The sequence below is a fragment of the Blautia parvula genome (assembly GCF_020215665.1).
GTDB classification, from domain to species: domain Bacteria; phylum Bacillota; class Clostridia; order Lachnospirales; family Lachnospiraceae; genus Blautia; species Blautia celeris.
In genome coordinates, this window is the sequence record NZ_CP084061.1 from 2747713 (window position 1) to 2773782 (window position 26070).

Genomic DNA, 26070 nt, shown 5'->3' on the forward strand with positions numbered 1-26070 from the left:
ATAAAAAGGTACTGCCATTTCTGTGTACAAATTACAGACCGCCGGAATCTCTCCCGGCGGCCTGTATCTCTTACCTGTTTCATTATTTCATAAAATACACATGATACTTTTCATGGTCTATCTCAGCCAAAGGAACAAACCTGCGCTGTCCCTCGGTAAACTCCAGACACTTTCCATTCTCCGTCCTTCTCATTTTCTGCAGATCCGGCAGCGGTCGGAACGCCTCTTCCTCTGAAACCTCTGCCAGTATATACGGTCCGTATGCCAGACTTCTAAACTTCCGGTTGTCCGGGGATACGATTTCTCTCATGGTATAGATTTCACGGACTATGACGGTCGTTTCCTGATTCCAGTTTCTTCTGATATGGATATAGCCGTCCGCTGCCGCCTCCCTGTAGATTTCTTCCCCTATCCGGATCTCAAAACCATCTGTCCACCCGGGCACACGAAATGCTGCCTCTTTATCCCCATATATCCTGACTGTAAAGCGGATAACTCCGCAGGTTTCTTCTGTCTGTTCTATATGGATTTTATCTGTTTTCAAAACAGACGGGATATAGAGATTGATATACACAGACTCCTGACTATCCATATAAATATCTTCCATATACCGGAATCTGCTCTCCAGCCCTGTTCCGTGGCAGCAGGTATTTTCCTCTGTGCTAAACTCCTTCTGTCCGCCCGGACGAAGGGGCATGAAATAGGTGGTTCCTCCGTCGTATGCATGGCTCATGGATGAAAGAACATGATTGCAGAGAGTATTCTCATAGTAATCCATCCTGCTGCCCGCAGGCTTCATACGAAACAGCCCGGAGGTCAGTCTCAGCATATTGTAGCTGGCACAGCTCTCCGCTGACTTGTCTGTGAGATAGTCTGTGAGATGACCGGCCATATGGAACATCTCTGTCTCACCGGTCCCGCCGATGGTGTAGACATGGCCTTTTGTAACCATATCCCAGAAGTTCCGGGCAATGTCCAGATACCGCGTCTCACCCTTAGCCTTATACATTTCCAGCGCGCCGATGATCTGGGGAATATGCTGGTTGGCATGCATATCCTTCAGCGTATCCACATTTTCCGCCATGGGATAGAACAATTTCTCATTACGGAAATATTCCGCTGCCCTGTAATAACGTTCCTTCCCGGCTTTCTCATACAGTTTTACCAGGATTCCGATCATTCCTCCGAATTCACCTGCAATGTACATGGACCACATCCTGTCACGCTGTTCCTTTGTCAGAACAGAAAGCCTTTCGTACACCCAGTCCCCCATACGCTGCAGAAGCTCCAGCGCCTGATGATTTTCTCCAAGGGTACAGCAGTCGTACAAACCCGACATGATCTTATCCAAAGTATAGTACGGCGCCCAGATGGTGGGATATGTGGTATATTCCTCCAGAAGGTCGAACTGCTCCTCCCCGTACGCGCTGAGGAAACCTTTATGCCATCCCTTTTCTTCCAGCGCCTTCTGACAGTGGAACAGGCCGGATACCATGTAATCCATTTTCTTTTTCAGCACTTCATCCCCGGAAGCGCTGTAGGAAAGGGCGAGCGCGGATAAATAATGTCCTGTGGTATGCCCTTTCAGATTACACTCCGGTGCGTCCCAGCCGGTCATGGGCTGGGCGCCCTTTGTATCCAGTCCGGCTGCCGCGCGGAAATTATACAGCATCTGGTCATCGTCTGTTTTCTTCAGGAATTCTGCCATCTTCTCCTGGGCTTCATAAAACATACTTCCCGGCTTTAAGGTTACACTTCCTGCCGGAAAAGAAACCAGAACCTCTTTATCCCGGACTTTATTTTCCATACTTTTCTTCTTCTCATAGTGGATTTCCGCCAGCGCTTTTTTCTCCGTATCTTCCGCTGCGCCGCATACGCACAGGATTCCTTCTTCCTTTTTCGGTTCGTACGCATCCCACATAACAGGAAGTGTGACGGCATCCCCGTTTTCCTCCAGTACAATGACAACAGGAGGCAGCTCTGCCCTTTTTCCCGGCTCTGCATGGACAATCACTTTTTTTATCTCTTTGACCCGGACTTTTCTGGGTTCCTCCAGAACAGTGGCTTCAAAAACCCGGCTTGCTCTGCTTCCCAGGTATTTTGCTTCTACCTGCAGGGTCACTTTTCTGTTACCGACGCCAAAGGTGGGCCTTGTCACTTTTCCGTCATGGCTGATAAAGAGAATCTCCTTTGACTCCCATTGAAAAGAAGAGCCGTTTCTCCCCTTTAAAGGCAGTTTCAGATCCGCGTCCACGGTATTCAGATTCCCTATGTAAATCTCTTCCAAATCTTTTTTTACAATTTCTGTCTCTGTCATATTTCCTCCTGAACTTTATACCTCTGCCGGTGTGAACACTTTTGCCTTCACCCAGTCTCTGCCTTCTACAATTTTAGCCACCAGCATGGCAAGGGCCGGGTCCCCTGATACACTTACCATGGTACAGAACGGGTCTGTCAGGGTCCCCATGATGACAATAACGGGAATGACCGTTGTGGGGAAGCCAAATGCTGTACATATGAACATTTCACCGATGAAACCGCCGCTCGGTATGGTTCCCACAATGATGCCGCTGATAACTGCCACCAGAACTGCTTTCACCATCTCCTGCGGTCCCATTTCCATATGGAAGACACCCAGAAGAAACGCTATTTTTACTATCTGTACTGCAATGACACCGTTTTTGTGCATGCTTGCCCCAAGGGGGATGACAAGGCTGCTGACCTCATCCGGGATTCCCATTTTCTTAGATGCCAACAGATTCAGAGGAATACAGGCTGTACTGCTGCAGGAACCGGCTGCGGTTGCGGCAGGAAGCCAGATTTCTTTCCAGTATCTGCAGAGACCTTCTTTCCCGCCTCCCAGAAACGGCATAATGATTCCAAATGCCACAAAAAACAGAATACAGAATCCCACATAGATCACTGACATTCTCGCCACGGAACCAATGATCTGACTGCCTGTCTTTCCGATCAGTGTAGCAAAATAACAGGCAATGCCCACCGGAGCATAGAACATTACAATAGAAACCATCTTACCAAGGGCTTCGCTTAACGCCTCAAACAATGTGACCACCGGTTTCCCCTTCTCCCCAATACAGGCAACGGAAATACCGAAAAGAATGGCAAATACAATCAGTGCCATCATGTTGTTGATAGACAGCAGATCCACAAAATCAGAGGTAGTGAAGAGATTTACCAGATTCAGCGAAGTGTTTCCCGCATCCACAGCCTCATCAAAGACCACACTCACACCCTTGGCAGGGTCAAAGATCTGAACCGCGATAATGCCAAGGGCTGAAGTGATGATTCCCCCTCCCACTACCACTGCAAAGAAAACTCCCAGGACTTTTCCCAGCTTTTTCAGATTCCCCATGTTTGCAATAGAATTTGCGATTGAGACAAATACTACTGGTACGATCAGGCAGAATACCATATTCAGAAAAATATCTGCCAGCGGCTGCAGAACGCCTGCCTTCTCACCAAGAAACACGCCCAGCAGCGCTCCCACTACCACACCCATCAATAAAATGATGGAAAACTTGTAGTTCTTTAAAATTGTTTTCCATTTTGCCTGTGACTTCTCCATAATAAATTGACCTCCTGAAATATTATCTTTTTTGTTTTCCGTCTTGGCTTTTGCTGATGGACTTATTATAGTATGACATTTTCGACAGGAAAATGGCAGAATATGACCTTTTATATAACAATACAAACCTGATTTATATAACAAAATTGATTATTTCTTGTTTTTCTCTGGAACAAATGATAAAATCATACAATAAATATTGTCATACGGGCGAAGAAACCCTTATTTTAACGAAAGGTCATGAACACTATGTATATCCACTTTACCTGTCCGCCTCTGCCGCATCTGATCGTGGGCGGAATGTCCATTTACCGCAAGGGGGACCGCCATGAACGGCGAATGATCCACAATACCTTTGATTTGATCTATGTAAGAGAAGGTGTTCTATATATGGAAGAGAAGGGGAAGCAGTTTACCGTGCAGGAAGGAGAATTCCTGATTCTGGTACCGGAACGAACCCATATGGGATACCGTCACTGCACGGAAGATACTGTTTTTTCCTGGGTGCATTTCTATACAGAGGGAGCTTTTTCCTACTCAGATGCCCCGGCTGTCAATCTAAGTGACAAAATGAACAAAAATAAATATTACCAGAAAGAGCAGTTCCACGTCTCTCTCCCGCAGTTTGGATTGATTCCGGAGGGATACAGAGAAAAGCTTCTGGGATATCTGGACCAGATTTCCCTTGTAAAAATTGACAGATACAATCAGCAGAAATTATTTTTTGACTCTGTATCATCCCAGATTGAATACCAGATTCTCTTTATGAATATACTGGCACTCATCTGCAGCTGCAATGACCAGCCAAGAGAGAAAACACTGGCAGAAGAGATTTATGAGTATCTGTGTGCCAATTACCGGCAGCCCTTCAGTCTGACGGAACTGTCACGGCAGTTTTCTTTCCATCCGGCATACATCACGCGCTGCATAAAGAAAAAATACCAGCTGACTCCGCTTCAGCTTCTCACAAGGATCCGCATTGAGGAGGCCCAGAAGCTGCTTGGCACTACACAGCTCCATGTAAATATCATTGGCGAAAATGTGGGCTATTCAGACCCTGCTTATTTTTCCAAACAATTTAAGAAGGTGACAGGCATGACAGCCCTTGAATACCGTTTGAATCACGAACGCCATGTATATTAGAATCTGTAAATCAATAGAAAGAAGCACATTATGGACAATACGCAAAAACCCAAAGTAGAATTCAGATATTATGACACTCTGCCTCAGCTTCCCATATATTTTCTGACCGGGAATAACTGGCTGAACTGCGTCGGGACACGGACCGCATGCCTTCATTTTCATAATCTGATGGAAATCGGCTACTGTTATAACGGGAACGGAAATCTGCTGCTGGGCGATCAGGCCCTCAAAATCGAATCCCATATGATTTCCGTAATCCCTCCCAATTATCCCCATTCCACAGACAGCATTCCCGGCAGTATCATCACCTGGGAATACCTCTTCGTCGACATAGACAAATGTCTGGAACCTGTCTATGGAAATGATAAAGCCAAACTGAATTATATGAAAAAACTGATCACACAGAAAGCGCATTTTATCCATGCCAAAGAATATTCGGAAATTGCCGCTGCCTTTCGTATCATTCTCCACGAAATGCTGGTGCAGAAGGAATACCATACATCTATCGTAAAAGGCATGGTATTTTCCCTGCTCATGAGGATTGCCCGGCTGACATCTTCTGAGATGGATGACGCGCTTTTAACCTGCAGTAAGCCTCTGGATGTGGAGAACGAAAGCCAGATCAAACCGGCACTTGATTACATCCGCAGCCATTATCAGTCCCCGATCAGGATTCAGGATCTGGCCGATGCCTGCAGCATCAGTGAGACGTATTTCAGAAAAATTTTCAAGGCATTTATGAATACCTCTGCTCTTGACTATATCAATAAGATAAGAATCCTGAATGCCGCTGACTCCATGCGCAGCACAGACCGCTCCATCCATGAGATCATCTCAAAATCCGGCTTCACCTCGGAATCCACATTTAACAGGAATTTCAAGAAATATATGGGGGACTCCCCAAAACAATGGAGGGAAAAATACGCGGGGAAGGAACGGCAATTGAAAGATTTCGATATACATCTTGAAAACGGCTGGTAAACTTCCGGTATAATATTGAAAAATACCGGTATATCATTTTATCGGCAGTGATGATACGGCAGATGTTTTCTGAATATTTATTTAATACAAATAAAACAGTCAATCCTTTTCTTTTGTGATACAATAAAAGTATGAACAATTATTGTGCTATACAAAGGAGGATTGTATATGAGCACTACAGAACAGTACCAGCAAAGAATGAAACGAATCGACGAGGCACTTGCGGTGAAGGAACCTGACCGTGTACCTGTAATACCCTTTGTCCAGACCTATTCCGTTACTCATTCCGGCCACACCATGGCGGAGGCCATGTATGATTCGGCGGTCATGCAGAACGCACTCCGCCAATATCTGAAGGATTACGAACCGGATGCCAACTATGGCTACTCCCCGTTTTTCTGCGGACTCGGGCGCTGCTTTGAGCTGACAGGAATCACGTTCCTGCAGTGGGCCGGACAGCAGGGCGGCGTCTGTACTGAAAATTCCATCCATCAATTCGTGGAAAAGGCATATCTGGGCGATGATGAATATTCGGAGCTTCTGACAGACCTGACCGGCTGGATCATGAAGAAATACCTTCCCAGGAATTTTAAACTGCTGGAGCCCATGGCAAAGATGTCCTTCGGCGGAATGCTGGGATATGGCGCTCTCCCCGGAATGATGCAGTTTGCAGACCCGGAAATTGCAGAGATGTTTATAAAACTGGGGGAAGCCGCCAAAATGATCTCCCTGTATTACGGGGAGGCCCATAACTTTGACGCGGAAATGATGGAGGCCGGCTATCCCCTCTTTTTCAAAGCCACCACTACCTGTGCCTTTGACATGTTAAGTGACTGTCTCAGAGGTACGCTGGATACCATGGCCGATCTGTACGAACAGCCGGAGAATGTCCATAAAGCCATTGACTTCTTCTACCCCGGCACCTTATACGGAGCGCTTTCCCAGGCCGAAACTTCCAAGGGAAAAGTGGTCTTCATTCCTCTGCACAAGGGGCTTGACGGTTTTATGGGAAATGAGCAGTACAGAGAATTTTACTGGCCGACTTTAAAGGCTCTGGTAAATGATCTGGCTGCTGCCGGACAGATTCCCTACGTCTACACAGAAGGGAAATATGATTCCCGGCTTGAATTCTTGTCAGAGCTTCCCGCCGGAAAGTGCCTGGTGCACTTTGAAAACTGTGATATGAAGGAGGCAAAACGGATCGTCGGAAAGAACTGCTGTATCTCCGGCGGATTTGACGGAAGAATCCTGGAGACAGGAACACCGGAACAGGTGACAGACGCGGTCAAACGCCTTCTGGATGTCTGTGCTCCGGACGGCGGATATATCTTTGATGTGAATACGACCATTGATTATGGGGTGAAGCATGAGAATGTGCTTGCTATGTTTGATGCGGTTAAGACTTATGGGAAATATTGACATAAGGAGTATACAAAGAGAGGTATGGCGCCTTGCCGCCACACCTCTCTGCACTTCCATGTTTCCCTGCATCATATTCTATATTTCCCAAGCATCTGATTCACACATTCCTGGATTTCTTCTGCAAGCTCTCTGCATTTATTCCTGCTCATTCCTGCTTTCGTCCCTACCTTTATCAATTCTTTCATGCCCGGATCTGATCCATTTCCATCAACAGTTGTTGTATGTTCCCCATAATAGGTACTGCTGTAAGTCAGATCATATGCAGGGCTAAGACACCATTTTTCCTTATTCTCATCGTACAAATATGTGAAATTCTTAGAATGGTCATCCCGGTTATGAGCAAATACATTAAAGCACATTCTGCGATACATATTCTCTATATCTTCCGGGCTGTCTCTGGTAATTATTTTTGTCAGTTTCATCAGACTGTGATAATCCAGGCTGGGCTGCGTAAAATCCAGTTCTAAAAGTGCTGCCGCAGTACACATATGCACTCTGGACGCTCCGCGGTCAAACTTTCAAACATTTATTTTCTGTCATGAATAACCTCCTCTATACTTTGATAAGGGACCTCCGCAAATATATTCCTTATCTCATCAGCCAGATCAAGTGCTATAGAAATTCTGGTAAGAGAGAGCAGCGATATATTGCCAGTAGATTCAAACCTTTTGACAGAACCCAAACTTACACCACTGATCTCACTGAGACGCTCCTGGGATATTCTGCGTCTTCTTCTGATATTTCTTATACGTTTTGCTAAATTTTTATTAATTTCCTCTGCAGTCTCCCATACAAACTTTTCCATTCCGGCCTCCTGACCATATCTTAATTGCAGATACTACGAAACATAATTTATTATAGATATTATATTAGCCATTTTTTAATTATTTTAGTCTTTTTAGATAATATATTATCTATTATATCATATACTCGATTTTTATCCAATACAAAAAAACTGACCGTCGGGCAGTATACTTGTACAAACCCGTAGAGTTTGCTGAAAAAATCCGACAAAAAGGAACGTTCATCCGAACGCCCCTCTTTTACACTAATCACTTTCTCCCTTTCCTGTATTCTATATAAACGGTTATTTTTTATATCCTCTCTGACAGGCACAGCCAGGTCTCCTTCGTCAGGAAACTCTCCTCCACCTGTTCCTCCATCTCCAGATACCTGTGATACGGAATGCTGAAGGACAGCAGCTCCTTGCTGACACATTTGCGCGCCGACGGGTCAGTGAGGCCAATGGTACATTTTCCATGCCCCTCCTCCTCACCGCTCAGAGCGTAGAGAACCGCCTGTGCACACCCTGCACCGAACTTGATTTGTACATTATCCTGGGTTGGCCGGTCATAGTTGGCAAGTGTTGCAAGGGCGGAAAGCTGGTCTGCATTTACCAGGAAGACAACTGCCTCCGGCTTTTCGTCCTCCTTAAGATCGCTGAGCGGTTTTAGAATGACATATCTTTTTGCTTTTACTTTCGGAATGCTCTCTATATATTTTCTGGCCAGTTCAGGACTCTTTTTATAGAATTCGCCCGGTTTTGGTCCCACACCTCCGGTGGAAAGAAAATATTCAATGGTGCCCGGCTCAAAACTTTTGAAGCCCAATCCGACCTTACCGCCCTGGCAGGTGGTTGTTTCCTCGCAGAACACCGCAGTCCTGCCCTTTGACGCAGCCGACAGCATGGCTATGGCACAGCCCCATACGCCCTCCTTAAAATGAATGGCGCCGTCGGGCATTTCGTCGGATTTCAGGACTGCCACGGGGTGGCTCTGCAGTTTGATCGCCTCTTGCATTTTGCTCTTCATAAAAATTTACCGCCTTCCCTCTGAAATATAATGTACATGCTCCGTAACTAACCAGCAGGCTGAATAGTTACCATACTTCTTATATTTACATTATACCTGTTTTGGCCGCTGCATGTAAGCCTGTCTGTGCTTATTTTTCCTGCACGTGCAACAGGAGCTCAATGACTCAGGAACTCACACTGTCATACCTTCTCAACCCCGTTTTCCACATCACAACCGTCACCATCGTAAAACATGCCAGCACAATCCCCTCATGTGCTGCCATCTTCCACGAAAACCTCCCCAACAGAATCAGAGACGGATAGGTAGCGATGATACCATAGGGCAGCACATAATAAAACACAAATTTATATGCCCCGTAAAACACGGTTCCCGGTATCTGCATACACAGATCCAGACCACTCATTTCTATCTGCAGGACTCCATCTGAAGACACCGTAAAAAATGCCAGTGACCGTATGATCACCTCCAGCTCATAAAACAAAACCGTCATCATTCCCACAGACACCGCATATCCCGATACACTGCTGATAGTCACGTCCGCTCCCGCTGCATTTATCCCATAAAGAATGATCGCAATGCTGAAAATAACAAGCGGCAAAGCCCCGGGATTCACCTGTTCAAAGGTCAGTCTGAGCAGCGGACTCACAGGTTTTGTCAGATACAGATCAATCTCCCCTGTCCTGATTTTTTCCGGTATAGAGTTGACTCCGAAGAAGTAAATACTCATGTTGAGAGCATTGATAAGGGAAAATGTCCCGATAAAAAGTATCATGTCCCCCTGCCCCCAATTTCCGATTCTGTCCACCTTTGAGTAAATGGCCTGAAACACCAGAAGCTGTATCACGAATAAACTCCCATCCACGAAAAACGGCCCGAAAAAGCCAAGGCGAAACATCATGACTCTCTCAAATCTTAATTTTACCAACGCTTTTACCAATCTTATATTATCTTTCATCACTGCCCCTCCTATATTCCTGCCCCGTCATATTTCACCCTGTATCTACTATAAACATTCCTTGAGAGAAGCCAGATACCGAGATTCCATCCCAGCATAACAAACATCCCTCCAACGGCTTCCTCCCCATTTCTCCCGATCAGCAGCATAGACGGCAGATAGGCTGTATAATAAAAAGGAAGGATCTGCATACATTTCACGACCATTTCCGGCAGGAGTGCCAATGGTATGATGGAGCCTGTGATCAAAGCCATGATATTCTGCTTTATCATTAAAAATGTTGAGATTTCCTCAAACCGAAATGTCAGGATCCCCAGAAAATAACTGAGCTGCGCCATAAAAAGCAATCCCAGAAAAGCAATCAACAGCGCGCACAGAATGATAGCAACATCAGAGGTAATGTCTATTTTTATCCCAAATACCAGGCCGATCAGAAAGATTGCCGCCACATCCAGCACGATATGGGGCAATATGGAACCTGCCTCCATAGCCAGAAAATATTTGTCGGTATCCATAGGTACTGCCATATATTTCGTAAAAGTCCCATTCCTTATCCCCAATGTGATGTCCCCGCTTATCTTTTCCGATATATCAATCTGTGTAAAAAAAGCACTGAGCAGATAATAAGCCATCATACTGTTCTGCATAAATCCCGCTACTGTTTCCTTGTCCCTGAATATCACACCCCAAAGCAGCGAAGCAAATATGATTTTCATTACTATAGAAATAAAGCCGAATATCAGATCCGCCCTCCACATAAGTTTTACCTTCAAGTATACCTTCGCGACTTCCAGATATTTTTTCATGCCCTCACCCTCACATCTGAATAGATTCTTTCCACAACCTTGCCGATTTCCTCCTCATCCAGAGAGATATCTCTGGGCTTATAGCGCATAAAGTATTCCAGAATCCCGCCGGAGTCCTCTTTTGGTATCTCATATACTTTCTTATAACCGTTGTCATCCAGAATCCTGCATTTCCCTGCAAATGCCTCCGGAATCTCAATCTCTGTCAGACTGTCAAATACCAGCGTTATCTTTTTATTGTTCTGATAACGTTCAAAAAGCTGTTCGGTGCTGCCATCGTATACCTTTGTTCCGTGGTTGATGACAACAGAACGGCCGCACAGGGATTTGATATCTTCCATGTAATGGGAGGTTAAGAGGATCGTCGTCTTTCTCTCCCGGTTCACTTCCTTCAGATACTTCCGGATCTGCATGCCTGCCACCGCATCCAGGCCTATGGTAGGCTCATCCAGAAATAAGATTTTAGGATTGTGGAGCAGAGCAGCGAGAAGTTCCATCTTCATCCTCTCCCCCAAAGACAGGGTTCTTACCTGCACATCCATAAGGTCTTTGATGCCGAACAGTTCTATAAAATAATCCCTGTTCTTTTCATATTCCTTTTCCGACAAATGGTACATCTCCTTAAAAAGATGAAGGGTATCCCCTGCTGTCAGCTCGAAAAACAACTGGCTCTTCTGTCCCATCACCAGGGCATACTGCTGCCGGAAACGTTTCTCCAGTTTGTTTGGATAATAGCCCAAAACACGGATGGAACCGTTGGTAGGCGCAATAATACCTGTGAGCATTTTTACTAAGGTCGTCTTACCTGCCCCGTTCCGGCCTATCATACCTACAAATTCGCCCTCTTCCACACATAAATCAACATGGCTGACTGCTGCCTTTTCTTCATATTCCCTTCGGAACAGGCCTTTCAGACTGCCCTTTATTCCCTCCGGTTTTATATACCTTCTGTAAACCTTTGTTAAATCCTCTGCTTCTATCACATTCATATTTATCTTCCTTTCTCATCTTTAAGGCCTTTGCCCTTATTCTTCCCGGTTGTGCAGTGTCCCGAAGGTTCTGCCATAAAGACGACTTTTCTATATAAAAAACTCATGGCCTTTTGCTTACATTAGTACGCAAACAAAACCATGAGTATATGAAAAAAAGCACAGCAAAAAAACATGCTGTGCCCTCACTTTCCTTTTGGTGTGGTTTGCTGCGTGTAAGCAAAATAAATCTGCACAACAACAAAAGAGTCATTCATACAACAACCCTTCTGCCTATTTGGTTATACATTCCGATTTATTTACTTGACGCAATAGACAAACACACACCTCCTACTTCATTTTAATAGTTATATTAACCTATGGCCTCCCATATGTCAATGATTCCTTATCTTTTCTGTGCCTCATAATCCTTCCGCCGGGAGATCAGACATTACAGGATTCATTCACCACAGGAAGATATATCATAAAACAACTTCCCCTTTCCAATTCGCTCATACATGTGATTTTCCCTCCATGCTTTTCCACAATACTTTTTACAATGGAAAGTCCCAGCCCGCTTCCGGATGTACCGGATGGGGTTCTTGCATCAGACACCATATAAAGCCGTTCAAAAATCTTATCCAAATCTTCCCCTGTCATTCCAATTCCGGTATCTTTTATATAAATCGCAGCACAGGGACCGGCATCCTCCTTCGCTTTTGTCATAAAGGCCCCCAATGTAATAGATGCCCCGGCAGGTGAATACTTGGCAGCATTAATAAGAAGATTATCCAGCGCCCTTGTCATTTTTCCGCTATCCATACGCACTACACAGGTAAGAGATGGGGAGACATCAAAATTCAGTTTTTTATCCTCATACCTTGCATCCATCTCTGCCATATAAAAATATTCCTCCAAAAACTGGCCTAATGGAATGTCAGACATATCAAATGATTCCGCTTTATTATCCAGACAGGTAAGATAATATAAATCCTGGATCAAGTTTTCCAGGATTTTCGTCCGCTCATGAAGAAGGCTGCCGATTTGCCGCAGCTCGTCTTTATCTGTTTCCTCTTCTGTACTGACGGTCAGAAGATAATCCACGGCGCTTCGTATTGCTGTAAGCGGTGCTCTCAAATCATGTGATATATTTTCCAGCATTTTTGTCCTTTTCTCTTCTGATTTTCTCAGTTTTTCATTTGCAACCAACAGTTTTGCTGAAAGTTCTTCTATAACGTTGAGCTCCGGCTCGCTAAACTTTTTTCGCATCTCTCTCTCCTGGAACTTGCTTTATAGCCATTTCATAATCATTGATCCAATCAACTCTGTGTACTCCTTTTGCAGGTGCTTCACCGACATACAGCATGATCATCTCTTCCAGCTTTTCAAATACCGGGCTGTAATCTGTCTTATGCTTTGGCAGCTCTTTCTTTAATACTTCTCTTATCTTTTCACCTGCTGCGCGGGCATTTTCCGCATAATACAGATAATCGCACGATTTCAGCGTATTATATGTCTCCTTCACCTTGTGATGATTATTGCCTAAGACAATACACGGAGTTTTCGTGATGACAGCAAAAATCATTCCATGGAGCCGGTCCGTAACTGCCAGCCGTGATCTTCCGAAAAGCCTCCACTTCCTGACCAGCTGGTTTTCCCGTTCTTTGCTTGTGATCTCTTTTCCCATGACTGTATCAGTAATATGTATTTTTCCTGCTGCCTTCTCACAACACGCCTGCAGATACTTTTTTTCATCTGCATTCAAAGCACTCTCCGCATCAGAACGGAGACAAAGAAGAATCCCCTCTCTTTTTTCTGACACACAGAAGGAAGCATCAAGAGAAGCCACAATATCGATCATTTTAACAGCAGGAGACCGAAAATTCTGCCTCATCTGCTCGTATGAGACGGAATCCCTGGCTAACAGAAGAAGTCTCCTGCACCGGTCATATACCCTGCGGCTTGCCAAACGGGCATTTTCCCCTTTCTCATCTTCTGTAAAATAGACTGTCTGGGGAAACAGGATGATTGAATTTTTATAAAATTTTTTCATTACTTTTCTGCGGAACACCTCTGCAAAAGGATATAAATTTCCAAGATTGCCTCCCCCCTGACAAAATATCAGGTCGTTTTTATGTATTTCTCTTCCCAGTTGAAAGACTGCGTCTGAAGTATCCCATGCGTCAATCACATGAACCTGCAAAAAAGGATACTTTTCGGATAATTTTGACAAAAAGACCTCCTGTGCATAAGCAATGGCATGATCTCCGAGATTGTCGAAACAAGGAAGCTCAAAGGAAAAAATCCTGGTGCTTTTACCTGGTTTCAGCTCAAAATCAAACTGTCTGCTCATGCGGCAGACACGTCTGCAGACTGCGGCTGCCTTTCCAAAAACAGGACGCATTTTTTCCGTACACTTTTTTATCACTTTATATCCTTCAAATATAAAATGAGGAAGTGCATAAATACGGACCAGCTGCTTATCTTTTTTCCCGATATAAGGATTCTCATCCAACCGCCTCTTATGACTGAGCAGATATTTTTTTGCAGTATTGACGCCTTCCGGGTCCTCCAGTACATAACCGCCGCTGATAAATGAAAAAATATAGGGGAGCATTTCTGCCTGTGACATCATTTCCAGATCAGCATACCCTTTCTGATGAAAATAAGTAATTCTTTCCATCTGTCCCCACAAGCTGTCCCGGCAGTTTCTGTGCCATTTTGCTTCAGAGACATGGTAAGAAATACTGTCCTCCCTTATCTGGTAATAATAAAGATATTCGGGAATCCGGCATATCCTCTCTGCTCTGTCAAAGAGCAGATACGTAGCTGCCACATCTTCATAATTACGCCCTGCAGGATAGCGGATACCGGAGAATAATTCCCTTTTGTAAAGCTTATCCCATGCATAACTCTTCATATCCCTATCCCTGACCAAAAGTTCAAGAGCCTCCCCGGATGTATAGACTGCCTCCTCATCTATAATAGGCTCCTCCAGTATAAGCTTTTCTTCTTTTTCCGTATAGTGTCCGCAGACAGCAATATCTGCATCATTCCTTTTCATACTGTCATAAAGTATGCCGTACATATCCGGATGAATGTAATCATCGCTGTCTACAAATCCAATATAGCGCCCTGCAGCTATGTCTATTCCCGCATTTCTTGCGCTTGATAACCCGCCGTTTTCCTTGTGTATCACAGTTATCCGCTCATCCGATTCCGCATATTGATCACAGATCTCCCCGCATTGATCCTCTGATCCGTCATCTATCAAAATGATCTCCAGATTTTTGTAGGTCTGTGCCTGGATAGAACGGATACACCTGTCAAGGTATTTTTCTACGTTATAAACCGGAACCACTATGGTTATAAGCTCATTCTGACATGCCATAAGTAAAATCCCCTTCCTGTCCAAATTCAAAAGCTATTTCCTATTTATCCGGTAGCCTTTAGACCAGACGGTTTCGATCAGATCCTTCCGTCCCGTATAATCCACAATCTTTTTCCGCAGTCTCGACACATTCACCATAACTGTTTTTTTGTCTTCCTCCCTGTAACTTCCCCATGTGTATATCCCGATTTCCCTAAATGTAAGCGGTTTATCAGGACATTTTGCCAGACACAGCAGTAAATCATACTCCCTGTTTGTCAGGGGAATCTCTTCCTGCAAATAAAACACTTTATGGTTTTCCAGATGAATGGACAGAGGAAAAACCTCTATGATATTTTCATCCTTTTTCCTGAGAAGCTGCTGGTGCCTTCGTATATTTGCCACAATACGGAAATATACTTCTTTCAGACTATAAGGCTTTTCTATATAATCATCCGCTCCGCACTGGAAGCCCCTGATCTTGTCCTCCTCTGAAATTTTGCCGGATAAAAATAAAATCGGTACATCTGTCACCTTACGCATCTGCCTGCACAATTGGTAACCATTTAGTTTTGGCATCATCACATCAAGAAGAATACATTCAGGCTTAAATCTTCTCACTGACAACATTGCTGATGTTGAATCTGTACAGATTTCCACCTGAAAATTATTCTTTTCAAAAAATCTCCTGTTCACATCTAATACCTCAGCGTCATCATCCACCAGCAAAATCCGATACATATCTCTTTTCCAACCTTCCTTTACTTTCTGTTCTCAGACTACTTCTCCCAATTTCTTATTCTCTATACAGATTTCCCGGTCACAGTACTGCAGTACTGACCTTCTGTGTGTGATCAGCAGGCAGGTGGGTGCCGGATTCCAGCTTCTGATTCCTTCCAGTACCCTGAGTTCTGTCTCTTCATCCAAAGAAGAAGTTGCCTCATCCAGAATAAGAAATGGTGCCTTGCGCACAAGCGCTCTGGCTATTGCGATACGCTGTGCCTGCCCTTCTGATATTCCGTGCCCCTTTTCTCCGATCACCGTATCAACCCCCTTGGGAAGCCCCGATACAAATCCATCTGCGGAAGCCCCCTTTAAAGCCTCCATAATCTCCTCCTCCGTTGCATCCAGCCGTCCCATACGGATATTTTCGCGGATGGTACCGCTGAATAATGTATTTCCCTGGGGAACATAGGAAATAAAATCTCTTGCACTGGCATTGGCTTTCTCCCTGTCTCCATGAACATTATAAAATTCGATGGTACCTGCCGCTTTATTGGTGAATGCCATGATCAGCCTTACCAGGGTGGTTTTTCCAATCCCGGAGGCCCCTACAATGGCAGTGAATTCTCCCGGCTTAAAATCAATGGATGCCTGGTCAAATACTAAATCCTCCCCATAACCAAAGGATATCTTGTTTACTCTGACGCCTACCTGGTCTCCCCTGATATTTTCTTCCAGACTTGTTTCTTCCGGAAGCTTTTGGATCTCAATAATCCTTGCCGCGGAAGCGATCATGGATACCAGCTTGGGAATGGACTGGGCCAGATTCACGATCGGAGACTGTATACGGTTCACAAGTGTCAAAAATACTGTCATGGTACCAAAAGTTATTGTATTTCTTGATATACTCACAGCCCCCCAGGCAAATGCAGCCACATAGCCAAACTGAAATGCCAGGCTTAATATGGTGGAGGCAGCCAGACCGGTTCTGTTTTTCTTTAATACCCAGTACAGCCTTTCATCACGGAGCCTGGTAAGCTTTTCCACGGAATAGTCCTCTGTCCGGAAAGATTTCACAATAAGTATATTAGACAGACTCTCCTGGATAAAGGACCGGTATCTGGACTCTGTCTCCTGGACTTTCATCTGTAGTTTTTTCAGTATTCTTCCCAGCCACATGCTGCTCAGTGCTGCGGCCGGTGCGATTGCCAGGGCAAACACCGCCAGTTTCCAGTCAAATACCGCCAGAGTACAAAAAGTAGCCAGAAGCTGTACTGCCAGCTGCAGGATTGAGGGAATGGTCACGGAAATACCATCCGCCACAATTCCCACATCCGTAGTCAGACGCGTCATCAGATCGCCTGTGTGATATTTTGTCACATCCAGCCAGTTTGTATCTAAAATCCTTCTGTACACCTGTTTTCTTATTCCAAATGCGAATTTCTCATATATTACAACCGCAGACAGTGCTCCAATACACATCATGGCCTGACTCACCAGAACGATCAGCACATAGAGAAGAATGACCTTTGTTACCGTATTGCCTGCACTTGCCTGATCCACCATGCGCTTTCCGATCAAAGCCAGTCCGATCGATGCCAGAGATACCATAATATTTAAAAACATGACCAGCGAAAGCTGAGGTATATATGGTTTTGTGTAATTCACGATCCACTTTATGTAAGAAGACTGATTCTCCCAGTCACTTATAAATTTTTTTATCTTCCGCAGCATGGTTTACTCCCTTCCGCATCCTCCTGCACGGAATTTATCCACAATTGCATAATCCCTTCCATCCCCCCCTGTCACATACATTTTTCCACATCTCAGCCAGGCATGGGCTATCATTTTCCCATTCTCATCCAACCCACAGCCAAGATAAAGGGTGGTTGCAATTTTCTTCCTCCGCAGCAGCTTTTGAGCAGTCAGTGCCCGCACCAGACATTTACTCTCCCATTTTGTTTTTTGACAGACCTGATCCACAGCATAGGAGACTTTTTTTGCATATAGATACTGGGGAACATCCGCCTCTTTGGGCGATTCCTCTCCTTCCGCTCCCCACCTGCACTTCAGCCTTTTTGTATCCATATAAAGGATCTGGAGCCGGAAAACAGCGGAATAGATCCATGCCAGCAAAGTCAGAGACTTGTGTTCATTGTATTTTATAAATCTTATCCCTCTTCTTATCAGGTTCATAAGTATATACTTCCAGTTCTTTATTTTTTAAAATTCAAATGCAGTCTCTGATAAATCATTCTGACTTTTTCGATATTCTCCGGCTCTGCACGCTCCAGATATTTTTTTCTTTCCATACTGCCTTTACGTGTGATCCCCTGAAATGCCCTGCATGTCCAGGCAATGGGCAGCATATACGGAAATTTATCCAGCCATGCATAATGCTCCTTCATATATCCTAAGGCAGGAAAATAATATTTCATTCGCACGGACCTTTTATTTATTTTATCCGAGGTAATTTCCTTGGCAAGCTGTCCCCAGACTCCGTTTTCCCCTTTTCCATAAATCCCACAATCCAGCATATACTCAAAAAGATTGTTATAGAATGTGTCGCCTGCAAGATTATCCAGCCATATGACAGAGAGATTCTTCATTTCTCTTTCAAAATTCAGTAACCCGCATTTTCGCAGCTCTTCCTCAACCAAACGCCTGTCCATTGTCGCTTTATATGCATTTTGATAGATATATATATCCAAAAGATTGCGGATTCCGCAGCCGGTTTCATAGAAATGTTTTGCCATATGGGAAATGAGATAAACATAAAAGTCTTCCTTACTGAATTCATAAGAATACTGCCATCCTTCTTTTTTCTCTGCGCGGAATTGTTTCTTAAAATAGACGGACTGGTTCCTGTCAACGTTCTGATCATATAAAGACCAATGCATTTCCAGCATTAAAAATGGCTTTTTGAAAAAGATCTCATGATGCTTAACCGTCTGATATTTCACAAATCCCAGCTCCTCCACCACTTTCTCTGCCTGTTCAAGGGAATCTTCATATATCATAATGTCTATATCACCCATTTCACGAAATTCCGGTCTTGGATATATATGCTTCATGACAGCACCTTTTAAAACCTGATGCCGGATTTTATTTTCTTCCAATTTCTCCTGGATCTCCCTGACTGCACACACCTGGGACAGTGTTTTTATGGTACTGTTCAACACAGACGGACGCATCTTCTCTGCATCTGCCTCCGGAATATCCAGCTTAAGCAGTGATCCGAATATCAAATAACAAATCTGTCCTTTTTTCGCTGTCTCCTGCAGTTCTTCCAATGTCACACCCTTTGGCAGAGGCTGCGGAATCCGATCTTCCATTTGAGCATGTATCAGCTCACTCAAATATTCCATGATAACCGGTTTTTCTGATAAATTATCATTTCCCATTTTATCCCCTCCCGTCCCTGTGTATCACAATGCCTCACTTGATCATTTCATCTGTATAATGCAGCATATACTTGCTTCTGTTATTGAAAAAATGGAGTATTTTATCCACTTCATCCGCATAAAAATCATCTTTTACATTGCCGAAGAACCGCTTATAGCTGCTGACTGCCATTTTCTGAATCTTATGTGCGGTCTCATTTACAATCGCTTCTGCTTTTTCTTTCGGAAATATGTCATCTGCCATACGGTACATGGATTCCTTTAACTGCTGTCTGAATTCTCCGCTTCCAAGCAGGGACTGAAAAAACGCATCCTCCGTGACGCCCGGCTGTAACAGCGTATTGATCGAAGCTGTACTGACCGGCCCTGTGGTTCCGTTATCCATTGTCATATCCATACTTCCCAATACCCAGCGCCACCTGCCATCTGCATATCCTCCATTTTCTGAAGATACTGTCCGCCATATACAGGCCTCCTCCTGTCCGTATTGGGCATTGGCAAGATACATATTGGCGCAGAAATAATCAAGATAACTCCGGATATCCATCTCCTGCTTTACTATTTCATACTTTGATGTATCACTCATATCACTGCCTGTCACAAAATTATAAAATTCATCATACAGAGACTGGAATTCCTTTTGATCAGCAGAACCGTTTCGGACAGTCACCACTTCTTCACCTGTTATCCCATACTGTTCTTCTATAAACTCCCGGGTAAAAGGCGCGCGCAGCATATAACCGCCCCAATTTTCCCCGTTTATAAAGACAACACAGGGCATCAGGATATTCGTTCCCACACTGGTCTCTTCAAGCAGTTTATTGGCTGTCAATTCCCGTATTTTGTAGGCATTATCGTATTTGTTCGTCTGTATTGTCAGGGTCTTTTCCGTTTTATTAAGAAAGCGCTCCAAAGAAGAGCCATCCCATCCGCCGCTTCCGGTGATTTGCGCAGAAAACCCTTTTTGCGGGGATGTAATATTCATATCTGTCAGCATAGAAAGATTGACGTCCCCTTCATATGTCATGTCCTTGCCGGATTCAAAAAACTCTATATGGGCCTTCTTCACCCAGCCGTTCCGATAATTTGCTTTTCTGTTATCTTTTCCCTCTCCCCGGGCAAGAGCATCTTCATAGCTTTGTCCCGAAACATACATACCGGTAAAGTAATCAAACAAATCAAGGGGATCGGCTGTAACAGATAAAACCGGCATATTGTTCAAATCACTGCTTCCGCCGACTCCCACATAATAGGAGCGAATCTTTTCTTCACTTCTCCTGCCATCCTCATCTACATAGACAGCCCGGATCACGGTCCCCTTCTGTATGCTGGCAGGCTTAAAGTTGTGCTCATATCCGATTCCGTCGGAATCCGCATAGATATAGTCTGAACCACTCCTGTTTTCAATTGTGACAGGTGCTGTATATTTCTCTGACTTTTCCGTGGGAACCGTTCCGTCTGTTGTATAATATATTTCTGTATGATCAGGAGCGGAAATAGTCAACGGAAAAGCAGAATCATAAAAACCTGACGGGACAGAAAATTCCAACTGCTCTTTTTCTTTTTTTTCCGCAGGCTCATTAGCTTCTCCCTTTGTAGCATTCAGATATCCCATGGATATATCTCCGTCTGCCACTCGTCCATAACTCTCATTTTCAGTAAGCTTCGGAACGATCCATGACTGGATACAGGTTCCGTCCGCCTTTACCAGCGACAATAGATTCTCCTTCCCCTCGCCTAATTTTTCATCAAGGTCCAGTGTCAGAAACTTTCCTGCATCCAATCGTGTATGTTTGGTAAGCTCCGCTTTTTTTTCACCATTAACCAAAACAGCAATGCCTGATATATCCAGATCTTCCTTTTCACAGTTATACAATTCTATCCAGCCTGACTGGTTTACTTCATTAATCATCAGCGCTTTTGAAGAACCCGCATACAGACTGTCGTCATCCTCCCCGCTTTCTTCCTGCTGCATTGCCGCGGCAAGTTTTTCCCTCTCCTCCTGTTGTTTTTTTTCTGAATGGATGATAATAAAAATCAATACAGTCAGTGCCAGGATGCTCAGAGCAATGAGAAAAATATCTTTCGTGGAAAATTTTTTCTTCACTTTCTACCTCCTTTGTTTTCATGGCCGGTACAGCCTTTGTACTTTTTACTGTAAACAGCCCAGGCTGCACAAAATATGAGCACTCCCAGAAGACCGCCCGATACGTTTGTAATCATATCTGTCAGTTCAAAATATCCTCTTCCTGTTATCAACTGCAGAGTTTCAATGGTAAAGCTGGTGAGGAAACTGGCGGAACACACCATAAATATTTTTCTGCACATACACTCTTTTCCTCTTATGGCTGCCAGTAAAAATCCCCAGGGAACAAAAAGAGCCACATTTAACAAACTGTATACCCTCTGCTGAAAGCCCATATAATCTCCGGACCAGTTTCCGAAGTCAAGCTCTGTATAAACACCTTTCCTGCTGTTTGGCTCTCTGTTATATAAAGTGACCTGATACATAAAACATGCATATCCCGCAATCAGAAAGAGAACTGCCTCTCTTCTTTTGGAGCCTTCCTTACCTGCCAGCCTGTGAAAAACAAACCAAATAAGATGTATGGCAATGACTGCCGCCAGTACCGTAAGCATCAGTGTCTCTGCGGAAATTCCTTTTAACTGCTGTTTTAACAGGACCAAAAAACAGCGCCAGTATTCTTCTAAATGATTCATTTTTATAACTCCGGCAGTTCTTCATGATTCCTCTGTGCCAGATAATATGCATAAAAAGGAATCTCTTTTTTCATTTTCCTGTATCGGCGCTTACGCACAAGTATCTGTATTTTTTCAAAAACCTTTGGATTTCTTTTTAAAACAGACTTTATCTTGCTTTTTGTGCCATCAGCTCTGCCGGAATCACTTCTCCACTCTCCGGCACACAGATGGACTGCATAATGTTTTCCTGACAGTGTTCCGATTTCAAAAAACTCCTTGGGATAAATAACAAAATCTTTTAAATCCTGCATCTTATTATTTAACCGGAACTCCGGATAGTGCTTCAGTATAAAATATGTATAATAATAATTGCTGGTCACATAGCCGTTCACCATGCATTTACCATCCCTCCATTCCAAAGTCTTACCGTTTTTATTTTCTGTAAAAACAGTGGCATCATACATTTTCATCAGATTACCTATCAGCGGATTGCCTTTCTCAGCGCCAATCACTGCGGAACCCACAGAACAGTCAAAAATAAAATTTAAAAATGCCGTATGTGACAGTAATTCATCAAAAGAACGGTTTATCATTACATCTGTATCCAGATAGATTCCTCCATATTCATAAACTGCCTTCAATCTGTAGTAATCACCGATAAACCCCAGTTTTTTTTCTGCATATGTTCTGCGGACAAATTCATTTTCATTAAAACTGCAGTTTGTTTCATCCCAACGGATCACTTTATATCCCTTCAACTTTTTCCATGAATCCATACATGCCCGCAGTTCCTCCGGTATGGGCTTTCCTCCAAACCAGCAATAGTGTATGATTTTAGGAATCTTATTATTATTTTCTGTATGTTTTTTATCCATTATGCATCTCCTGATAATTCCCCTGTTTTATGATCACATCATAAAATGTATTCTTTCTGTTCACTGCTCTCTCATCAAACCTGGTATTTAATTTATGGATTCCTGTGCTGAGTTTCAAAATATCATATTTATTCCGGTTGTATGGTTCGCTGATATAGGATGCCAAAATATGAGCATCCGCCTGACTTACAACAGGCATCTCTTTGTATTCCTTTTCATAGCACTCCAATGCCATAGTCATAAATATATGAAACAGAAAATAATGCACCGGCCTGTTGTTTTCTTTCCAATAAGCATACAAAAGTTCTCTCACCAGACATATAATATTGTTGTTGGCCGTACTCTTAATAAACCAGTTATTTGTTTCCATTATTTCCGGATTAAATCCAAAATAGTAAAAACTGAACATAAACAGAGGCAGGGAATCAATATAATAAAAAAGCTTCGCGTCTGTACATAACACAGTTGCGTCAATCCAGTACCCCCCATATTTTATGAGTAATTCCAGCCTGATCAAATCGCTGAAATGAGCATTTCCGATTTTCCCCTGCTTCCGCTTATCCACAATATAATCCGGTAATACCACATAGTCATAAATATTTTCTTCGTCCACTAAGATGATCTTTTTATTCGGAAGTGATCTTCTGATGGATTCATAACACCTTTTTACAAGCAGAGGTGCCTGGTCCATTCCCTGCAGCCAGCAGATCCACACCGTTTCCGAATTTTCCTTTTTCTCTTGCTCTTCCCAATATGTATTTTGCAGTGCACGGTCCAAATACTTTTTTTTCAGTTTTTTGTAATATAGCATTCTGTGTTTTTGACCGATTATCACGTTATACAAGAAAGTAAGCTTTCGGTCTCTGTATTTTGTTTTCTTCATAAAATAGTCATAAACAGAACCTAACAGCATTCCATCTTCCACTTTATATTTTATTTTCACTAATTTCTCACGGAGCTGCAGTCTGCTTTTTATATTGTATAAAAAATAAAGGGTTTTCTCAGCTTGGCATCGAATCAGCATTCTTGCAATTCTTTTTTTCCCCGGCAGCCTGGCATTTTGTAAAGCATTACAGAATATACTGCTTTCCGTGATCCGGCTGAGATATTTAAATTTCTTTTCTCTATCCCACTTATCATAACAACAGATTTGTTGTATATATGCAATAACAAGACCTGCGTATATGGTATCTATTTTGTTCATCTGCGGTTCGTGGCTTGGAAATTTACAGCAGTATTTCTGAGCCTTATTATAAAAATGAGTCGCTGCTTCAAAATAGTTTTCATGAAATGTAAAAACCAGACTTCCTGAGGTTTTTAAAAAGTAATTATAATATGCCTTTCTATTTACAGCCAGACGGTCCACCGCGGATAAAACATCTATAGAAAAAGCCATATCCTCACAAATGGAATAGGACGGATGAAATCTGATATAGCTCCTGTCCAATAAGGATTTTTTTATTAACTTATTCCACGGCGGATTTACCAGTTCCATATCAAGGATATGATTAAAATGGTTTTTAAAAAACGCATCGGAAGTTCCGCAGAAATTCTCCTTCAGCTCGTTTTCTTTTATGTGCCTTTCCTCTGTTAACAGATATCGGAAGCAGAAAAGGACAAGCTCCACATTGTTTTCTTCCGCAAGCTTCACATTATCTCCCACCGTATCGGGATCAATGGTATCATCTGCATCCACAAAGATAATATAATCACCTGTTGCCATATCCATTCCAAAGTTTCTGGCTGTACTTACTCCATGATTATCCAGAAAAAAGGCCCGGATCCTTTCATCCTTTTCCTGATACTGTTCACAAATTTTTTTTGAGCCATCATTACTTCCGTCATCCACCAGCAGTATCTCTATATTTTTGTAAGTTTGATTCAGAATACTGTTTATACAGTTTATCAAATACTTTTCCGCGTTATATATGGGAATAACAATGCTTACTTTCTTCATATGCACTCTCACCTTTTCATGTATTTTGACACATTAACATTACTTCTTTTTTTTCTTGTTTCAAAATCAAGGCTACAGTATAACGCCAGCAAAACATATAAGTATTTAAGTGTCTGCAAAGAGTCCACCCAAAACAAATTAATAAGATAGCACAGGCATCCTATCAGCAATACTTTATAAATGGCATCTTGTCTCCGGATACTTTTTTTCACCAGCCCCGCAATAAAATAACTGATGTACAGAACAAATGCTGCTAATCCGGGATACGCATACCGGATATATTCCGCAATATAAAAATTGTCAACAGACACGATAAAGGAACCGTTGAGCTCAGAAGAAAAAGATCTTTTTCTTCCTATTCCCAACAAAGGATTCAGCCAGTCTAAAGTAAAAATATACTTGAGCTGTTCCCTGTAATTGGCGCTGCTGCCCAATGCCTCTTTACTGGCCCCATAATGGGCTGCATAGGAGGTTCCCAGCACTTCATCTGCCAGCGTGGTGATCTGCAGCATAATATATCTTCCGAAATCTGTATTATGAAAAATCATCAAAAATACTATGAACAAAATCAAAGCAGCAGCCATCATCAAAGTATTTTTTCTTTTACTCTCTTTACATGATACAAAAAACAGGATTACAAGTTCCAATAAAAATACCCCCAAAGTAGATCTTGATCCTGTAAAAAATACATTTGCGCACCACAAAAGCAGCAAAAATGGTCGTTTAAAAATATCAATCCGATCATTCTGCAGATCTATACAGGAAAAAGGCACCACTGAGACGATCAGCAGTCCATAACCCAGGGAATGGACGCAGGAACTCATAATCCTGTAATGTCCGGAGCGTATGAACTGGCCGGTATAAATACCTTTGATTGTTTCCAGATAAGAAAAAGGTGAACGGCCAATTGCATATTCCACAATCCCAAGGATTGCCAGCAAATAACAAAAGGCCAAAATACAGCGGAAGGAATTGTGAAAACCCAGAGAATACTTGAATATGTAAATTAATAAATAAAAACAATATAACTCAATAAACGGATTTAAAAAAGCATTGATATCTGCCCTCAAGATCATTGTGTATGTAATCACCACTAAGTAGGGCAGTAATATAAGCGTGAACCTTGCCTCTTTTACCATCGTTATAAAATCATGTTTTCTGCTGTCACTGCAAAGTATCAGCAGCGTCAGAAGAACTGTCAGAATACGCAGAATTGTAAGATCAAACACAGGCAGTGGGATTCCGAAATATTGGGGCATCACAAATAAAGAGAATAAAAACAAACCTGCCACTGCCCGAAAAATATCTTTTTCTCCTGCGTTTTTTATATATTTACTTCCTGTTTCATATGATCCTGTCATAA

22 protein-coding genes are annotated in these 26070 nt (G+C 43.1%); 3 read left to right on the forward strand and 19 right to left on the reverse strand.

All coding sequences use genetic code 11. The features are described from left to right. Positions 1 to 82: 82 nt before the first annotated feature. Positions 83 to 2317 carry a beta-L-arabinofuranosidase domain-containing protein gene (locus LC508_RS12870; RefSeq protein ID WP_103732394.1) on the reverse strand — a complete coding sequence of 745 codons (2235 nt, stop codon included), beginning with the start codon at positions 2315 to 2317 and terminating at the stop codon, positions 83 to 85. A gap of 15 nt (positions 2318 to 2332) precedes the next feature. Beyond that, positions 2333 to 3586 carry a dicarboxylate/amino acid:cation symporter gene (locus LC508_RS12875; RefSeq protein WP_033139359.1) on the reverse strand — a complete coding sequence of 418 codons (1254 nt, stop codon included), beginning with the start codon at positions 3584 to 3586 and terminating at the stop codon, positions 2333 to 2335. A gap of 240 nt (positions 3587 to 3826) precedes the next feature. Here LC508_RS12875 and LC508_RS12880 point away from each other — a divergent pair, with 240 nt between their 5' ends. From LC508_RS12880 to LC508_RS12890, 3 genes are all read left to right on the forward strand, one after another. After that, a complete protein-coding gene (locus tag LC508_RS12880) occupies positions 3827 to 4729 on the forward strand; it encodes an AraC family transcriptional regulator (RefSeq protein WP_225305375.1) in 903 nt (300 codons plus the stop codon). Positions 4730 to 4759: 30 nt separating this feature from the next. Beyond that, positions 4760 to 5710 (forward strand): AraC family transcriptional regulator, encoded by a 951-nt coding sequence (locus LC508_RS12885; protein WP_054352148.1) that lies wholly within the window; start codon positions 4760 to 4762, stop codon positions 5708 to 5710. A 168-nt stretch (positions 5711 to 5878) separates the two neighbouring features. Beyond that, entirely contained in the window at positions 5879 to 7129 is a 1251-nt protein-coding gene (locus LC508_RS12890) for a uroporphyrinogen decarboxylase family protein (RefSeq protein WP_103732392.1), read from the forward strand. Between the two features lie 71 nt (positions 7130 to 7200). Here LC508_RS12890 and LC508_RS12895 read toward each other — a convergent pair whose 3' ends face one another. The 17 genes from LC508_RS12895 to LC508_RS12975 all read right to left on the reverse strand — a co-directional run bounded on the left by LC508_RS12895 (position 7201) and on the right by LC508_RS12975 (position 26068). Beyond that, positions 7201 to 7620 carry a HipA domain-containing protein gene (locus tag LC508_RS12895; protein WP_103732391.1) on the reverse strand — a complete coding sequence of 140 codons (420 nt, stop codon included), beginning with the start codon at positions 7618 to 7620 and terminating at the stop codon, positions 7201 to 7203. Between the two features lie 38 nt (positions 7621 to 7658). Further along, positions 7659 to 7937, reverse strand: a complete 279-nt coding sequence (locus LC508_RS12900; RefSeq protein ID WP_054352143.1) for a hypothetical protein — start codon at positions 7935 to 7937, stop codon at positions 7659 to 7661. A 289-nt stretch (positions 7938 to 8226) separates the two neighbouring features. Then, on the reverse strand, positions 8227 to 8943 hold the full coding sequence (locus LC508_RS12905) for a DUF169 domain-containing protein (protein ID WP_054352142.1): 717 nt from the start codon (positions 8941 to 8943) through the stop codon (positions 8227 to 8229). A gap of 166 nt (positions 8944 to 9109) precedes the next feature. Further along, positions 9110 to 9901 carry an ABC transporter permease gene (locus LC508_RS12910; protein ID WP_033139353.1) on the reverse strand — a complete coding sequence of 264 codons (792 nt, stop codon included), beginning with the start codon at positions 9899 to 9901 and terminating at the stop codon, positions 9110 to 9112. Positions 9902 to 9912: 11 nt separating this feature from the next. After that, the gene (locus tag LC508_RS12915; RefSeq protein ID WP_054352141.1) at positions 9913 to 10707 is read right to left on the reverse strand and encodes an ABC transporter permease; all 795 of its coding nucleotides are present in this window, start codon (positions 10705 to 10707) and stop codon (positions 9913 to 9915) included. Continuing rightward, positions 10704 to 11696, reverse strand: a complete 993-nt coding sequence (locus LC508_RS12920) for an ABC transporter ATP-binding protein (protein ID WP_054352140.1) — start codon at positions 11694 to 11696, stop codon at positions 10704 to 10706. The genes LC508_RS12915 and LC508_RS12920 overlap by 4 nt, the downstream gene beginning before the upstream one ends. 423 nt (positions 11697 to 12119) lie before the next feature. After that, positions 12120 to 12944, reverse strand: a complete 825-nt coding sequence (locus LC508_RS12925) for a sensor histidine kinase (protein WP_054352139.1) — start codon at positions 12942 to 12944, stop codon at positions 12120 to 12122. Further along, on the reverse strand, positions 12928 to 15066 hold the full coding sequence (locus LC508_RS12930) for a glycosyltransferase (RefSeq protein ID WP_103731889.1): 2139 nt from the start codon (positions 15064 to 15066) through the stop codon (positions 12928 to 12930). Before LC508_RS12930 ends, LC508_RS12925 begins: the two co-directional genes overlap by 17 nt. A 33-nt stretch (positions 15067 to 15099) precedes the next feature. Next, positions 15100 to 15786, reverse strand: coding sequence for a response regulator transcription factor (locus LC508_RS12935; RefSeq protein WP_033139349.1), 687 nt, complete (start codon positions 15784 to 15786; stop codon positions 15100 to 15102). A gap of 33 nt (positions 15787 to 15819) precedes the next feature. Continuing rightward, a complete protein-coding gene (locus LC508_RS12940) occupies positions 15820 to 17502 on the reverse strand; it encodes an ABC transporter ATP-binding protein (RefSeq protein ID WP_052098853.1) in 1683 nt (560 codons plus the stop codon). 3 nt (positions 17503 to 17505) lie between these two features. Then, positions 17506 to 17964 carry a lasso peptide biosynthesis B2 protein gene (locus LC508_RS12945; protein WP_103731888.1) on the reverse strand — a complete coding sequence of 153 codons (459 nt, stop codon included), beginning with the start codon at positions 17962 to 17964 and terminating at the stop codon, positions 17506 to 17508. Positions 17965 to 17984: 20 nt separating this feature from the next. Then, positions 17985 to 19172 (reverse strand): nucleotidyltransferase domain-containing protein, encoded by a 1188-nt coding sequence (locus LC508_RS12950; protein ID WP_103731887.1) that lies wholly within the window; start codon positions 19170 to 19172, stop codon positions 17985 to 17987. 34 nt (positions 19173 to 19206) lie between these two features. Continuing rightward, the gene (locus LC508_RS12955) at positions 19207 to 21279 is read right to left on the reverse strand and encodes a CotH kinase family protein (protein ID WP_103731886.1); all 2073 of its coding nucleotides are present in this window, start codon (positions 21277 to 21279) and stop codon (positions 19207 to 19209) included. Beyond that, a complete protein-coding gene (locus LC508_RS12960) occupies positions 21276 to 21893 on the reverse strand; it encodes a VanZ family protein (protein ID WP_054352124.1) in 618 nt (205 codons plus the stop codon). Before LC508_RS12960 ends, LC508_RS12955 begins: the two co-directional genes overlap by 4 nt. Positions 21894 to 21895: 2 nt before the next feature. Further along, positions 21896 to 22750 carry a glycosyltransferase family 32 protein gene (locus tag LC508_RS12965; RefSeq protein ID WP_118593765.1) on the reverse strand — a complete coding sequence of 285 codons (855 nt, stop codon included), beginning with the start codon at positions 22748 to 22750 and terminating at the stop codon, positions 21896 to 21898. Continuing rightward, positions 22743 to 24707, reverse strand: a complete 1965-nt coding sequence (locus LC508_RS12970) for a capsular polysaccharide synthesis protein (RefSeq protein WP_118593766.1) — start codon at positions 24705 to 24707, stop codon at positions 22743 to 22745. The genes LC508_RS12965 and LC508_RS12970 overlap by 8 nt, the downstream gene beginning before the upstream one ends. Before the next feature lie 8 nt (positions 24708 to 24715). Continuing rightward, positions 24716 to 26068, reverse strand: a complete 1353-nt coding sequence (locus LC508_RS12975) for an O-antigen ligase family protein (protein ID WP_118593767.1) — start codon at positions 26066 to 26068, stop codon at positions 24716 to 24718. Positions 26069 to 26070 lie beyond the last annotated feature (2 nt).